This is a genomic window from Desmospora profundinema (assembly GCF_031454155.1).
GTDB classification, from domain to species: Bacteria; Bacillota; Bacilli; order Thermoactinomycetales; family DSM-45169; genus Desmospora; species Desmospora profundinema.
The window spans coordinates 320,748-334,275 of the sequence record NZ_JAVDQG010000002.1 but is presented as its reverse complement, the minus strand read 5'-3'; the positions used below and the strand labels follow the sequence as shown (position 1 = coordinate 334,275).

The window sequence follows — 13,528 nt, the reverse complement described above, 5'->3', positions numbered from 1 at the left end:
TGGCAGAGTCGACTCCGCCGGAAAACCAAGCCTCCCTCCACGTAAACACGATCGATATTGGTAGAAGGGGCACTAGTACTACAGTTTTACTTATAAGAGCAGTCGCAGATGTGAGAAGGGATTGTTCAGACACGCCTTAAAGCGTGTCTGATTCAAAGGAATTGATTTCTTTCGGACAAATGTTTATGATATAGACAGTTGTCTAATCCGGGAGGGAACGCTGATGACCCGTCAATGGGGGGAGAAAGAGAAACGCATCCTGGAGAAGATTCGGGACAACCCGTTCATCACTCAGCAGGAGCTGGCGAAGGATTTGGGGCTGTCCCGTTCTGCTGTGGCCGGTTATATCTCACAGTTGACCAGGCAGGGAGAAATTCTGGGAAGGGCCTATCTGTTGCCGGAACGGGAGCGGATTATCTGTATCGGTGGAGCCAACCTGGATCGGAAAGCCAAAACGTCGGCTCCGGTGGAGTGGGGCACCTCCAACCCGGTGGAGGTCAGACAAACCTTTGGCGGTGTGGCCCGGAATATAGCTGAAAACCTGGCACAGCTTGAAATGGATGTCGCGTTGATGACAATCGTGGGCCAGGATCGGGAAGGGGAGGCCCTGTTGACGGAATGCCGCCGACAAGGCATGGACGTCAGCCTGTCCACCGCGCTTGCAGATTATCGGACCGGAAGTTACACCGCCGTCCTCGACCCTGCTGGGGAGATGGTGTTGGCATTGGCGGATATGGGGATTTACGATCAGATGGACAAGGCGTTCATCCATCGGTATTGGTCTCGTATCCGTACTTCCTATATGGTGGTAACCGATACCAATCTGTCCAAGGAAGGGTTGAAAGCCCTCCTTCAGCGATGCCGAAAAGACGGGCTGTTTTTATGTGTAGTGCCGGTGTCGGCACCCAAAGCGCGGCGGCTTCCCCCGGATTTGGAAGGGGTTTCCCTCTGGATCGGGAATGGGGAGGAACTGGAAGCCGTCAGCGGGATTTCCGTGCAGGATCGGGACTCCGGGGAATCTGCCTGTCGCCGTCTGCGGGAAAAGGGAGTGGATCGGGTCGTCTGGACCCGCGGGGCTCACGGGGTGTACTGGGTTGAAGAGGAGAAAAAGGGTTGGTTGAAGGGAACCCGGACTTCGGTGGTGGATGTGACCGGAGCGGGGGATGCATTTGCGGCCGGTGTGGTTGCGGGATTGAAAAAGGGGCGTTCCCTGGAGTCCGCTTGCCGTGTGGGGCTGAAACTGGCTGCCCGTACGGTTCAAACGGAAGCCAGTGTTTCTGAGGAAATCATTCCGAATTGGTTGGAGGAAGGAAGGGAAGAGAAATTATGAAATTGGATCAACTGGCGTTTTCGAAAGAAGTGAAAGAAGCGAAGAACCGGCAGGCTCCCATTGTCGCACTGGAATCAACGATTATTTCTCATGGCATGCCGTTTCCGCAAAATGTGGAAACGGCCCGGGCGGTGGAAGCGATGATCCGGGAACGGGGAGCGGTTCCGGCTACCATTGCCGTCTTGGACGGAAAAATTCGGGTGGGTTTGGAAGAGGAGGAGCTGGAACGGCTGGCCTGTGCCGATGATGTTTATAAAGTCAGTCGGCGCGATCTTCCTTATGTGGTGGCTGAAGGCAGAAGCGGAGCGACCACGGTGGCGGCCACCATGATCGTCGCCCGGTGGGCCGGCATTGACATCTTTGTCACCGGCGGGATCGGCGGAGTGCATCGGGAGGGGCAGCAAACGTTTGATATATCCGCTGATTTAACGGAACTTGCCCGGACCAATGTTGCGGTGGTATGTGCTGGTGCCAAATCGATTTTGGATATTGGGTTGACGCTGGAGTACCTGGAAACGCAAGGAGTACCGGTAATCGGTGTGGGCACGGATGAGTTTCCCTCCTTTTTCTCCCGCCAGAGCGGATTTCCGGTGGAGACGCAGATGGATTCTCCCAAAAGGATTGCCCGAGTGATCGACACCAAATGGGAAATGGACCTGGATGGGGGAGTCGTCATCGCCAACCCGGTGCCGGAAGAGGATGCGATGGACGATGAAGAGATCCGAAAAATAATCGATGAAGCCCTGCAGGAGGCGAATCATCGTAACATTACCGGAAAGGAAGTGACCCCGTTCCTGTTGGATCGGGTGAAATCCCTGACAGGGGGGCGCAGCCTTCAGACCAATATTGCGTTGGTAAAGAATAATGCCCGAGTGGGTGCAGATATTGCTGTGGCGCTTCAGGCGATGAGGTGAAAGTATCGGCTCTGTGAGTGCAAAGGATCGCAGCCATCCCACCACCCTCCCTTCTACTTACAGAAGATTGAATGACCAGATAGAAAAGCCGGAAGTCATACAAAGCCTAATCATCACCGATCCTTCTCATGGGGGATTTCCTGCGGCTGGTTTTCCTTATTATGTATGTGTGGGTATGGGCAAAAGCTTTTTACTCAGCTCTGCCAACATCTCATTCGTCATCTTCTCCAGATCAAATTCCGCCCGAAAGCCCCATTCCTCTCTGGCGGCGGTTGGATCGATGGAATCGGGCCAACTCTCCGCAATCGCCTGTTTCGCGGAATCCACATCGTAATCCAGTTCAAACTCCGGTATATGCTTTCTGATTTCGGCGGCGATTTCTCCCGGTTCAACACTCATCGCTGTCACATTGAAGGCATTTCGGTGTCGGAGTTTGGAAGCATCCGCCTCCATCAAGGTGATAATCGCATTCAGCGCATCGGGCATGTACATCATATCCATATACGTTCCCTGGGCGATATTAGAAGTGTATCGGCCCTTCTTGATCGCTTCGTAATAGATTTCAACCGCGTAATCCGTCGTTCCGCCTCCTGGGGGAGTTACATGGGATATGAGCCCCGGAAACCGCAGCCCTCGCGTATCGACGCCGAATTTATGGTGGTAATAGTCAGCCAGCAGCTCCCCGGATACTTTGTTCACACCGTACATGGTAATCGGTCTCTGGATGGTGTTCTGAGGAGTGTTTTCTTTCGGTGTGGTCGGGCCGAAGGCTCCGATGGAGCTCGGTGTGAAGAATTGGGCTCCAAGCTCTTTGGCGACTTCCAGCGCATGGACGAGTCCGCCCATGTTCAGATTCCAGGCGAGAAGCGGTTTTTCCTCCGCAGTCGCCGATAATAATGCTGCCAGGTGAATGATGGTGTCGACTCGGTGTCTTTTTGCAGCTTCGAATAGAGTTTCCGCTTTCGTGACATCCAGTATTTCAAAGGGGCCCGTTTGGACGACGGCGTGATCCCCCGCTTTTCGAATATCCGATGCGATTACATGATCCGTACCATAAATCTCCCTCATTCGCATGACGAGTTCCGAGCCGATTTGGCCCATGGCACCGGTAATCAGGATATTTTTCAATGCGCTCACCTCTATGAGGTCGGTTATCTTTAAAGGATGGCAGACTTTTGAGACCCTTCTTAGATCATTTCCGTTTTCCCACAATTTATGTTGCTTCATACCGACAGAAGTCGCGTCCTAACCCTAAAGCCATGTGAAGGGACCATTCGTTGATAAGAATGAAAACCGTAACGGGTATATACATTCGCATCATAACAAAAACAAGGTTTTCTCTAATCGGGAACCTTGTTTTTGTTATTTCGAATCCTTTTTTCAGCATCCTCTTTACTTTCAATAACAAAGCGGGGCAAAGGGATAAAAATGAACGGTTGATAACGGGTACGGACGGTGGTAAAGTGAACGTAAACGTTTACTTAATAAGAGGCTGAAACCGATCCATCCGATCCGACACGGCTTAAAAAGTAAAATGTCCATGGTGTTATCCGTATGGAAAAGGAGTGATCCTACTCCGCCGGACACTGGAAGAGTAGACGAGGAACGTCTCGTCCCCATACAGGGACGAGAGTGTACAAAAGAAGGATACCTGTTATCCTAACCCACATCCAAGGAGGGCACCATGCCGGAACAATTGCAGAAAAAATGGTGGAAAGAAAGTGTCGTATATCAAATTTATCCCCGCAGTTTCAATGACTCCAACGGTGACGGGATCGGGGATTTGCAAGGGATCATCGAGAAGCTGGATTATCTGTCACTCCTCGGAGTGGATGTGATCTGGTTGTCTCCCGTTTACCGTTCACCCAACGATGACAACGGATATGACATCAGTGATTACAGGGCGATCATGGACGAATTCGGAACCATGGAAGATTGGGAGACGCTCCTGAAGGAAGTCCATGCCCGAGGGCTGAAGCTGATCATGGATCTAGTCGTCAACCATACTTCCGATGAACATTCTTGGTTTCTCGAATCTCGCTCTTCCAAGGACAACCCCCGTCGAAAGTGGTATTGGTGGCGACCGGGGGTGGATGGGGGAGAACCGAACAACTGGGGTTCGGTATTTTCCGGTCCTGCTTGGACCTTTGATGAGACAACGGGAGAGTACTATCTCCATCTCTTTAGCCGAAAGCAACCGGATCTCAACTGGGAGAACCCCGAGGTTCGGGAGGCGATTTACGATATGATGAGGTGGTGGCTGGAAAAGGGGATTGACGGATTCCGAATGGACGTGATCAATTTTATCTCCAAGGTGCCGGAATTGCCCGACGGCTTCGTTCCCGAAGGAGAGAAATACGGCTTAGGAGCCCCATCCTTTATGAACGGCCCTCGCATTCACGAATTTCTGCGTGAGATGAACCGAAAAGTACTCTCCAACTATGACATTATGACGGTCGGTGAGATGCCCGGTGTGGATGTGGAAGAGGCCGTCCGCTACACCGGGAAGGATCGGGAGGAGCTGAACATGGTCTTCCAGTTTGAGCATATGGAGCTGGATTCCGGTTCCGGCGGCAAATGGGACTTGCGCCCTCTCAAACTGACCGATTTGAAACAAAGTCTCACCCGCTGGCAGAAAGAGCTGGAGGGGAGGGGGTGGAACAGTCTCTACTGGAATAATCATGATCAACCCCGCATCGTCTCCCGCTGGGGAGACGATGGAAAGTACCGGGTGAAATCAGCCAAGATGCTGGCCACTCTCCTTCACATGATGCAGGGCACTCCCTATGTCTATCAGGGAGAAGAGCTAGGCATGACCAATGTCCGTTTCAACTCCATCGACCACTATCGAGACATTGAGACGCTCAACATGTACCGGGAAAAAGTGGCGGACGGGTGGGATCCGAAAGCGATTCTCCATGCCATCCATGTCAAGGGAAGGGATAACGCCCGCACCCCGATACAGTGGAACGACTCGGATCACGCGGGGTTTACCGACGGTACCCCCTGGATTCCGGTCAACCCCAATTTTCACGAAATCAATGCCGAACAAGCACTCAAAGATCCGGACTCCGTCTTCCACCATTACCGCAAGCTGATCGCCCTGCGCAAGGAGCATCCCATCATCGTATACGGCACGTACGATCTGATTCTCCCCGACCACGACCGGATCTTTGCCTACACCCGTACCCTCGGAAGAGAGAAGTTGTTGGTTGTCTGCAATTTCTACGGAGAGGAGACCCGCTTCTGTCTGCCTGAGGAGATCCGGTATCGGGAGAAGGAATTGCTTATCGCCAACGATAAAGTGGACGAAGCAGAGGGCATCCGCTCCTTTCCCCTGCGGCCTTATGAAGCGCGGGTCTATAAGCTGTCATAAGGAACCCGCTCGTTACTTCAGATCGGGGAACGAAAGTAACCAAGGCGAGATTGGGCTCTGTGAATGCAAAGAGAATCAAAGACCAAACGGATCCTCTTCACCAGACACGCTCTAACCAGTCCCGAGGTCTATAAGAACCCCTACTGTTCCCTTAGATGGGAGTAGGGGTCTATTTTGATGGAAAAATACCGTTGATTGACAAGGGTGAAATGTGTTTATCGATGAAAATTGTTAAACGTTTACTATCCATTATGGAGCGGACACCCCTTGACGTATGCATAGATAATCGGTATATTTGGAAATATAATTTGAGTAAACGTTTACATTCAGATGGAGGAAAAGAGATGGGCCCTACGATTAAGGACGTGGCTAAAAAGGCCAATGTTTCAACGGCAACCGTTTCTCGCATTTTAAACGATCTTCCCGGCTACTCCAAAGAGACGAAGGAAAAAGTGATGAAAGTGATTGAGGAGCTGGGATATCAGCCAAATGCGGTGGCGAGAGGGTTGGTTAGTAAACGGACCCAAACCATCGGGGTATTGTTTCCGGATGTATCCAGCATGTTTTCTTCCGAGATCCTGAACGGAATCGAGGATACGGCCCACGAGCTGGGATCCAGCGTGATTGTGTGCAACACGGACCGCGATGGAAAACGCACCATGAAGTACCTACAACTATTGCAGGAGAAAAGGGTCGACGGAGTGATTTTTACCAGCGAAGTCTTGACGGAAGAATACTATGAAACGCTGATGGACATGCAGGTTCCGGTTGTGCTGGTTTCGACCGCTTCCTACCGTTATCCGTTGCCTTATGTCAAAGTGGATGACAAACACGCGGCTTATACGGCCACCGAGTATTTGATTCAAAACGGACATACCCAGATCGCCATGATCAGCGGCAGGAAAGAAGATCCCATTGCAGGGGCACCCCGGGTGGAAGGATATAAGCAGGCATTAAGCGATTATGGGATTCCGATCCATGAGGAGTCCATCGTATATACAGACGGTTTCGGCTTTCAGCAGGGACAGGAGAGTTTCCCCCGCATAGCGGAGAAACTGCCGGAAGTGACGGCGGTGTTTGCCGCCAGTGACGAGATGGCTGTTGGTGCGATGTCCGCTGCCTACCAGCTCGGGATCCAGATTCCGGATCAATTATCGATCATCGGATATGACAATTTAAAAATAGCAGAAATGTCCATTCCCCCTCTGACGACGGTGGCCCAACCTTTATATCAAATGGGTGAAGTGGCAGCGAAATTGCTGAATGAGATGCTAAGGACCGGCAGTTCGGTGGAGAGTCGCATTATGCCCCATCACATTGTGGAACGCTGTACGGTGAAAAGAATGAAATGATCACACCGTAAGCGCTTTCCTTCCTATATTTTTTCGAAAAACACGTTCAAGTGATAATGACATAAATATTCGTATTTATCTGTTATTAGTAAAAAGGAGGATTCACATGAGAAAGTGGCTTGCAGTCTTTTTGTCCTTGTCCCTCGGCGTCCTGGTGCTTGCGGGATGCGGTTCCAATGCCGGGAAAAACGATGACGGGAAAGTTCAGTTGGAGCTTTTCTCTAACAAATCGGAGAACGTGGAAACGTACAAAGAAATGATCCGGGAGTTTGAAAAGCAGAATCCGGATATCAAGATCAAACTAACCAGTCCACCCGAGGCGGAAACCGTCATTAAAGCCCGCTTGACCAAAAACGATCTGCCGGATCTGATGGCGATCGGCGGTAATGCCACCTATGGTGAATTGGCACGTGCCGGTGTATTGAAAGACTTTTCAGAGGAAGCGGTTCTCGATGGGATCCAGCCCGCTTATACCAAAATGATTGGGCAGCTGGCAGGGGATGAAGTGGAAGGGGTTTACGGCATTCCCTATGCGACCAACGCCAATACCGTCATCTATAACAAAGAGAAGTTTGAGAAGCTGGGAGTGGACATTCCAAAAACGTGGGATGAATTCGTAGAAATCCTGGAAAAGGCGGATGCTGCCGGTGAAACGCCCATTTACTTCACATTGAAGGACTCTTGGACAGCGATGATTCCTTGGAATTCCCTCGCCGCCAACACCGCTGGTGAAGATTTTGCCGAAAAGAAAAATGAAGATAAAACCAGCTTTAAAAAAGCGTACGGCCCGGTGGCGGATAAAATGCTGCAACTGCTGGAATACGGCCACAACGATAATTTTGGTGTCGGTTACGGGGATGGGAACAATGCCTTCGCCAAAGGCAAAAGCGTCATGTACCTTCAGGGAAATTGGGCGATTCCGGAAATAAAGAAAGCCAATCCGGATCTGCAACTGGGCGTGTTTGCTTTGCCGGTGACAAACGATCCGGAAAAGAACAAGCTTGTATCCGGAGTGGACGTCCTGTTGGCGATGAAAGCGGATATCCAGCATCCGGAAGAGGCCATGAAGTGGATCGAGTTTATGCTGGATCATGAAAACGCCCAAGGGTACATCGACGAACAGGCGGCATTTTCTGCCCTAGAAGATGTGTTTCAAGAAGAGCCGACCATGGAGGGAATCAAGGTCCACTTTGAAACAGGACGGATCACCAGTTTTCCCGATCACTATTATCCACCCGGAATGCAAGCGGATAATCTGATTCAGGATTTCCTGATCAAAAAAGATAAAGAGGCGTTCTTAAACAAGATGGATCAGGAGTGGAACAAAGTCATCAATCGTTGATTGGCATAAAGGGGGCATCGATCGATGCCCCACTTTATACACAAGGGGATGTTTCGCGATGAACCAGCGGACGGTCGTTTATTTTCTGATGACGATTCCTGCATGGATGCTGTTTTTTATTTTTCATACTTATCCATCTTTACAAGGAATTTACTACAGCTTTACCGATTGGAAGGGGTACGGGGATTGGAATTTCGTCGGCTTAAAAAACTATATCCATGTTTTTCAAGATGACCGAGCTTTGAATGCTTATTTTTTTACATTTAAATTTGCAATCATTTCCACGATTTTGGTCAATGTGATCAGTCTGATGATCGCTTTGGGGTTAAATTCAAAAATCCAGTTTAAGAGTACCTTGCGCGCCGTTTATTTTATGCCCAACATCTTAAGCATTTTAATCGTCGGGTACATTTTTAATTTTATTTTTGCCCATTTTATTCCGGATTTGGCGGAAACATGGGGTATCACTGCTTTTTCAAAGAATATCCTGGGGGATTCGGATTTTGCCTGGATCGGGATTGTGATAGTGGCGGTTTGGCAGGCCGTTGCGTTTAATACGATTCTCTATCTGGCCGGTTTGGTAACCATACCGGGTGATTTGTATGAAGCGGGGGAGATCGACGGAGCAGGCCCGTGGCAAAAATTCTGGAGCATTACCTTTCCGATGATCGCTCCGTTTTTCACCATCAATATGGTACTGGCGATGAAAAACTTTTTGATGGTTTTCGACCACATTATGGCCTTGACCGGCGGCGGTCCCGGTCAAGCGACGGAATCCATCTCGCTGCTTATCTACCGTGGTGGATTTGAAGGGGGAGAGTTTGCATATCAATCCGCCAATGCCGTTATCTATTTCATCGTCATTCTCGTCATCTCGGTGGTTCAGATTCGACTTCTGCAGAGAAGAGAGGTGGAACTGTAATGCAAAAAAACAGAACCAACTGGCTGGTCACGATCCTCTTGCTGCTGGGTTCGTCTGTGATTTTGTTTCCGCTTTATTTAACCGTGACCATCGCCTTTAAAACACCGCAGGAATTGGCGGATTCGTTGCTGGCCTTACCCCAATCCTGGCGTTTTGAAAACTTTACCGATGCGATTTACTTGACGGGTTTTTTCAACGCTTTAACCAATAGTGCCGTCATTACGGTCAGTGTCGTCGTTTTTACCCTGCTGACCAACTCCATGGTGGCCTATGCGATTGCACGCAATATGCATCGCAAATTCTTTAAGTTCTTGTTCTATTATTTTGTCAGTGCCATGTTTATTCCGTTTCCCATCATTATGCTGCCCATTGTGAAACAAACCAGCGCATGGGGAATGGATAACATTCTGGGATTGATTTTGTTATATATTGTCTACGGTTTGGCCTTTAACGTTTTCCTTTACGTGGGTTACATCAAATCGATTCCCAAGGAACTGGAGGAGGCGGCCATTGTGGACGGTGCCAGCACATGGAGTGTATTTTGGAAAGTCATTTTTCCACTCCTCACACCGATGAATGCGACGGTTGGGATATTAACCGCCCTGTGGGCGTGGAACGACTTCATGCTGCCGCTGGTGATCATCAGCGACACCGACATGGCCACTCTTCCGTTGGTCCAATATATTTTTCAGGGGCAGTTCAGTACCAATTACAACTTGGCGTTTGCTTCTTATTTAATGGCACTGGCTCCCATGATCTTGGTATACATCGTCGCGCAAAAATGGATCATCAGCGGCGTGACGAAAGGTGCGATCAAGTCGTAGGTACGGCAAACATAAAGGTGAAAAAGGGATCCAATGATCCAACAGGTGTTTCCCCATGGTTAACGGAAATGGCGGCCCACCAGTCCGGTGGCACCGGCGACGATCGTCGTTTTTTCTGGCATATGACCCCTCCTCCGATCCCAATCATGCGGGATTCCGGTGTATGTATCGACGACCTCGGCCTGGAGCCGCCGGTCTGTGATACAATCAAAAAAAACGATGGATCGACTGCAACTTTACCAGTTTGCGATGCGTCCAATCTATAGGAGGGATGGGTGTGGTCGACAGGGAGTGCGTCCAGCGCGCTCAGACGGGGGACCGGAAAGCAGTGGTAATGTTGCTGAGGGAACTGGAAGCACCCGTATACCGTACGGCCTACTACACCTTGGGACATGAGCAGGATGCCATGGATGCGGCCCAGGAAGCGCTGCTGCGGATCTACCGCAAGCTCGGGACTTTTCGCGGCGATGCCGACATTCGCACGTGGGCCCAGCGGATTGCCGTCAATGCGGCTATTGATCATGCCCGGAGCAAAAAGGACGTGCTCCCTTTTAAGGAGGAAGCCGCAGGTGGCAGCAATCCGGTGGAACGCTCCGGCATCCACTCGGATGTACGCGAAGCGATTCAGCGCCTGCCGGAGCCCCAGCGGTCCGTCGTTTTGCTTCGTCATCTCCATGATTTTTCCTACCAAGAAATTGCGTCTACCCTGGAAATACCGGTAAACACCGTCAAATCTCATTTATTCCGGGGAAGAAAAAAATTGATGGAGTGGCTGTCCGATTATCGGGAAGGAGGGGTGCTCCCATGACGTGTGGACAGGCGGAAGAGCAGATGCAACGTCACCTGGACGGGGATTTGCAGCCGGAGGAAGAACAAGCGCTGCAGCGTCACTTGGCGGCATGCCCCGATTGTCAACACCGGTGGGCTGTGTTGCAAGAGCTGGGGCGGCGATTGGCATCCCTTCCCCCGGTGACACCCCCTGTATCGTTGGTCGATCGGTTGGAAGGAGAATGGAACCGAAAGGCCCCTTCCCGGCGTTGGTCGGTGGGGATGAAGCGGTTTACCTGGGGTGCTGGCGGCATGGCGGCTGCTCTGCTCCTGGTTTGGTGGATGGGTACGGATGCGGAAAACACCCGGGATTCCGCGACTGATACGACCGGCGTTCAGCAACATTCGACAACGGATCCTGCCCATTCCGATGAGCCGGCTACTTTTGGCATTCAAAGCGGCAGCAGTCCCCAATCATCGCCGTCCCCGGACGGCTCCTGGCTGGCCACTCAAGACGACGGTCAGATCCGCATTACCGATCCGGAAGGGAATGAAGCGTATCGGAGTCGTCCTTGGGAGGAAGGAGCCGAGGTGCACCTTTCCTGGGAAGAAGAGGAGGTTCTTCATCTTCACTTGGTGTGGCCGGACCGGGAAGAGGAGCGGTGGATCGATATGAGCGGGCCGCGGGAACGAAATCGGCCCCCCTCATCGGAGAAGGTGGGAGACTAAGATGGATCAACAGCTGGCACAGGAATTAAAACAAGGGAAGATCGCCCCGCTGTATCTTTTTTACGGGACGGAATCGTATTTAATGGAAGAAACCTCCCGTTGGATCCGCCAGCGGGTGTTGTCTGACGAGAAGGATGAATGGAGCCAAACCGTGATGGATTTGGAGGAGACGGCCATCCAGGATGTAGTCCGGGAAGTGGAGACAGCCTCTTTTTTTGGAGAGGCACGGGTGGTGGTGGCCCATCATGCCTGGTTTTTGACGGGGGCCCGCAAAAAAAGCAAAGTGGATCATCAGCCGGAAGAACTCCTGCGTTACGCTCAGGCACCGGTGGAGGAGAATGTCCTGATCCTGACAGTGGAAGCGGCCAAGCTGGATTCCCGAAAAAAGCTGGTGAAGGAATTGAAAAAAAAGGCGCGGGTGGCCGCCTTCCCGCCGTTGGAATCCAAAGAGTTGGAACGGTGGGTGGCCAAGCGGATCCGGCAGGCGGGTCTTACACCCCACCCCCAGGCGGCGGATTCCTTGATCCGAAATGTGGGTTCGGACCTTCGGCTCTTAAATGGGGAGATCGAGAAACTGGCCGCTTATGTGGGGAAAGGGGGGACACTCACTCCTGCTGAGGTGGCGGAACTGGTGCCGCGCACCCTGGAACAGGATGTGTTTAAGCTGATCAACCAGGTGGCACAGCGCCGGACGGCAGAGGCGTTATCCCTCTTTTACGATTTATTGGCCAATCGGGAAGAACCGATCCGTATTTTGTCGTTGGTGATCCGCCAGTTCCGGATTCTCCTCCAGGTGAAGGTGCTGGCCCGTGAAGGAAAGTCGGAACGGGAGATTGCCTCTCTGCTCGGCCTCCATCCCTATCCGGTCAAGTTGGCATTGCAACAAGGGCGCTCGTTTCCGGAAGAAACCCTGCGGGCCTTGCTGGAACGGTCCATCGCGGCAGATCATGACATCAAGAAGGGAAGAATCGACAAGGTGTTGGCGGTGGAACGGTTGCTTTTATCATTGGAAATGATGGACCCCCCTTTGGCTTCCGGCAGATCCAAAGGGTAAAACGCATCTTTTCGGTTATGGGCCGATAGGAGGGTTTCAGAGTGAAAATCGTCAGCGGTTGTTTTGCCGGCATCGCCTGCCGGTATGATCGGAAGCACAACCGGGTGGAAGAGATCCAGCGGCTGGTTCGGGAGGGAAAAGCGGTTCCCGTTTGTCCCGAGCAGATGGGAGGCTTGTCCACCCCGCGCAATCCGGCGGAAATCGTGGGAGGAGACGGGGATGATGTCCTGGATGGAAACGCCCGCGTCATCGACAAGCAGGGGAGCGACGTCACGGAATCGTTTGTGGCCGGAGCCCGGGAAGCCCTGGCGATGGCCCAGGCCGTCGATGCTGATGAAGCCATTCTGAAGGAGCGAAGCCCCTCCTGTGGGAGTTGCATGATCTACGATGGCACATTCAGCGGGACAAAGAAAGCAGGTGTCGGTGTGACGACGGCACTTCTCCGACGTCACGGCATCCGCGTGGTATCGGAAGAGGTAGGGGTAGAAAACCCCTAATCCTCTGTGATCAGGGTGTAAGGACGGTATGAAACTGTATAAGCGCGAGGAAGTTCTTCCCTTAATCTTTGGGTCCACTTTTGACCCTCTTCATTCAACCTTTTTATAAATGTTCTGTGTACACCGTTATACTCGTGAGCCATCAAGTGTTTTTCAAAATTCATGTTCCAGTGTATCAATTCTTTTTTACACTCTTCCGAGACTGGGAAATCACTAAGCTCTAAATTAGCTTGGCATTTGCCACACCAAACAGGGTCAGCAGATACCTCTACTTCAACAACAATGTGATCGGTCTGATTACAGAAACAAACTTTTTTCATGAACCACCATCCTAAGTAAGGTAATTGAAGCATCTGTCCTTAGGGTACATGATTTCAGTAAATAGTTGTCGTTGACCGTCACAGAGCTCTAAAAAGCCAC

The 13,528-nt window shown here is 51.4% G+C and carries 13 protein-coding genes; 11 read left to right on the top strand and 2 right to left on the bottom strand.

Features of this window, described 5'->3' with window-relative positions:
* The first annotated feature begins 223 nt into the window (after positions 1–223).
* Positions 224–1,330, top strand: coding sequence for a carbohydrate kinase (locus JOE21_RS05290; protein WP_309863299.1), 1,107 nt, complete (start codon positions 224–226; stop codon positions 1,328–1,330).
* Positions 1,327–2,244: a pseudouridine-5'-phosphate glycosidase gene (locus JOE21_RS05285; RefSeq protein WP_309863296.1), complete on the top strand. Its 918-nt coding sequence runs from the start codon at positions 1,327–1,329 to the stop codon at positions 2,242–2,244. The genes JOE21_RS05290 and JOE21_RS05285 overlap by 4 nt, the downstream gene beginning before the upstream one ends.
* Positions 2,245–2,403: 159 nt before the next feature.
* Here JOE21_RS05285 and JOE21_RS05280 read toward each other — a convergent pair whose 3' ends face one another.
* Positions 2,404–3,372 (bottom strand): L-threonine 3-dehydrogenase, encoded by a 969-nt coding sequence (locus JOE21_RS05280; RefSeq protein ID WP_374709318.1) that lies wholly within the window; start codon positions 3,370–3,372, stop codon positions 2,404–2,406.
* A gap of 568 nt (positions 3,373–3,940) precedes the next feature.
* Here JOE21_RS05280 and JOE21_RS05275 point away from each other — a divergent pair.
* The 9 genes from JOE21_RS05275 (at position 3,941) to JOE21_RS05235 (ending at position 13,108) form a co-directional block, all read left to right on the top strand.
* Complete coding sequence (locus JOE21_RS05275; RefSeq protein WP_309863821.1) at positions 3,941–5,620, top strand: glycoside hydrolase family 13 protein; 1,680 nt, start codon at positions 3,941–3,943, stop codon at positions 5,618–5,620.
* Between the two features lie 344 nt (positions 5,621–5,964).
* Positions 5,965–6,972 carry a LacI family DNA-binding transcriptional regulator gene (locus JOE21_RS05270; protein WP_309863292.1) on the top strand — a complete coding sequence of 336 codons (1,008 nt, stop codon included), beginning with the start codon at positions 5,965–5,967 and terminating at the stop codon, positions 6,970–6,972.
* Positions 6,973–7,078: 106 nt separating this feature from the next.
* Positions 7,079–8,314, top strand: coding sequence for an ABC transporter substrate-binding protein (locus JOE21_RS05265; protein WP_309863289.1), 1,236 nt, complete (start codon positions 7,079–7,081; stop codon positions 8,312–8,314).
* 58 nt (positions 8,315–8,372) lie between these two features.
* Positions 8,373–9,236, top strand: coding sequence for a carbohydrate ABC transporter permease (locus tag JOE21_RS05260; RefSeq protein ID WP_309863285.1), 864 nt, complete (start codon positions 8,373–8,375; stop codon positions 9,234–9,236).
* Entirely contained in the window at positions 9,236–10,060 is an 825-nt protein-coding gene (locus JOE21_RS05255) for a carbohydrate ABC transporter permease (RefSeq protein WP_309863283.1), read from the top strand. The genes JOE21_RS05260 and JOE21_RS05255 overlap by 1 nt, the downstream gene beginning before the upstream one ends.
* Positions 10,061–10,331: 271 nt before the next feature.
* On the top strand, positions 10,332–10,868 hold the full coding sequence (locus JOE21_RS05250) for an RNA polymerase sigma factor (RefSeq protein ID WP_374709317.1): 537 nt from the start codon (positions 10,332–10,334) through the stop codon (positions 10,866–10,868).
* Positions 10,865–11,557, top strand: coding sequence for a zf-HC2 domain-containing protein (locus tag JOE21_RS05245; RefSeq protein ID WP_309863279.1), 693 nt, complete (start codon positions 10,865–10,867; stop codon positions 11,555–11,557). The genes JOE21_RS05250 and JOE21_RS05245 overlap by 4 nt, the downstream gene beginning before the upstream one ends.
* A gap of 1 nt (position 11,558) precedes the next feature.
* On the top strand, positions 11,559–12,611 hold the full coding sequence (gene holA / locus JOE21_RS05240) for a DNA polymerase III subunit delta (RefSeq protein ID WP_309863276.1): 1,053 nt from the start codon (positions 11,559–11,561) through the stop codon (positions 12,609–12,611).
* A 41-nt stretch (positions 12,612–12,652) separates the two neighbouring features.
* Positions 12,653–13,108: a 2-thiouracil desulfurase family protein gene (locus JOE21_RS05235; RefSeq protein WP_309863273.1), complete on the top strand. Its 456-nt coding sequence runs from the start codon at positions 12,653–12,655 to the stop codon at positions 13,106–13,108.
* On the opposite strand, the gene JOE21_RS05230 is transcribed toward JOE21_RS05235, so the two are convergent.
* Positions 13,105–13,428 (bottom strand): immunity protein CdiI family protein, encoded by a 324-nt coding sequence (locus JOE21_RS05230; protein ID WP_309863270.1) that lies wholly within the window; start codon positions 13,426–13,428, stop codon positions 13,105–13,107. The genes JOE21_RS05235 and JOE21_RS05230 overlap by 4 nt on opposite strands.
* Between the last annotated feature and the right edge of the window lie 100 nt (positions 13,429–13,528).

Coding starts and splice junctions, on each gene's coding strand:
- JOE21_RS05290 (WP_309863299.1), top strand. CDS start 224: ATGACCCGTCAATGGGGGGAGAAAGAGAAACGCATCCTGGAGAAGATT.
- JOE21_RS05285 (WP_309863296.1), top strand. CDS start 1,327: ATGAAATTGGATCAACTGGCGTTTTCGAAAGAAGTGAAAGAAGCGAAG.
- JOE21_RS05270 (WP_309863292.1), top strand. CDS start 5,965: ATGGGCCCTACGATTAAGGACGTGGCTAAAAAGGCCAATGTTTCAACG.
- JOE21_RS05265 (WP_309863289.1), top strand. CDS start 7,079: ATGAGAAAGTGGCTTGCAGTCTTTTTGTCCTTGTCCCTCGGCGTCCTG.
- JOE21_RS05260 (WP_309863285.1), top strand. CDS start 8,373: ATGAACCAGCGGACGGTCGTTTATTTTCTGATGACGATTCCTGCATGG.
- JOE21_RS05255 (WP_309863283.1), top strand. CDS start 9,236: ATGCAAAAAAACAGAACCAACTGGCTGGTCACGATCCTCTTGCTGCTG.
- JOE21_RS05250 (WP_374709317.1), top strand. CDS start 10,332: ATGGGTGTGGTCGACAGGGAGTGCGTCCAGCGCGCTCAGACGGGGGAC.
- JOE21_RS05245 (WP_309863279.1), top strand. CDS start 10,865: ATGACGTGTGGACAGGCGGAAGAGCAGATGCAACGTCACCTGGACGGG.
- holA (WP_309863276.1), top strand. CDS start 11,559: ATGGATCAACAGCTGGCACAGGAATTAAAACAAGGGAAGATCGCCCCG.
- JOE21_RS05230 (WP_309863270.1), bottom strand. CDS start 13,428: ATGAAAAAAGTTTGTTTCTGTAATCAGACCGATCACATTGTTGTTGAA.